We start from the raw sequence: 620 nt of genomic DNA, 5'->3' as shown, positions 1-620 counted from the left end.
GGCGTTGGGTCATGCCAGAAGATGCGGGTAGCGGCGCGACACCGCATAGCATCGCGAACGCGGCTTCGGATTTCATTCGATCGGAATTGTCGCCGGCGGTGACAAGCATTTGTCCGGCGACTTCGATACCGATTCCGACGCGCTCGAGTAGTTGAGGTGCGAGGGCTTTCACGATCGGGTTGATCAGTTCGTCGAGATCGGCGATCTCGTCGGTCAATTCGAGATAGCGGCGAGCCAGGGATTTCAGCGAAACCCGGTAGGCGGTCACAGGATCGGTAGCGTTCGAGACATCCGGCCGCCACGCGGCGAGGAGGCGTATCAGCTGCATCCGCGTCAGATCGCGGACCTGCTCGCGCAGCTCGTCGGGAGCGGAGATGATCGTCATCCGCAATAGTTGCAGCGCACTGCGCCGCTCTCGTACCGAATGGGCTCGGGTCACCCTCAACACACGAAGTGACTCGACGGCACCGTCTTTCGATTTCGGGGTGGTGGTGCGCCGGTTGGTTTTGGCTGCACGCGCTGCGTTAATGGCATCGAGGTCGTCGTTTTTGCCCTTACGGCGGCGGTCCGAGCGATCGGGGCGGTCCACCTCGAGTACCGTCACGCCGGCTTTCGCGAGG

1 protein-coding gene is annotated in these 620 nt (G+C 62.3%); it reads right to left on the bottom strand.

From position 1 onward, the window contains the following. The coding region (locus YH3_RS34710; protein WP_154100431.1) for a transposase at window positions 1–620 on the bottom strand (620 nt) is incomplete at both ends.

Source organism: Rhodococcus sp. YH3-3, assembly GCF_001653035.1.
Taxonomy (GTDB): Bacteria; Actinomycetota; Actinomycetes; order Mycobacteriales; family Mycobacteriaceae; genus Rhodococcus_F; species Rhodococcus_F qingshengii.
Note: the sequence above shows the minus strand (reverse complement) of the source record. Positions and strands in the feature narration are given on the sequence as shown.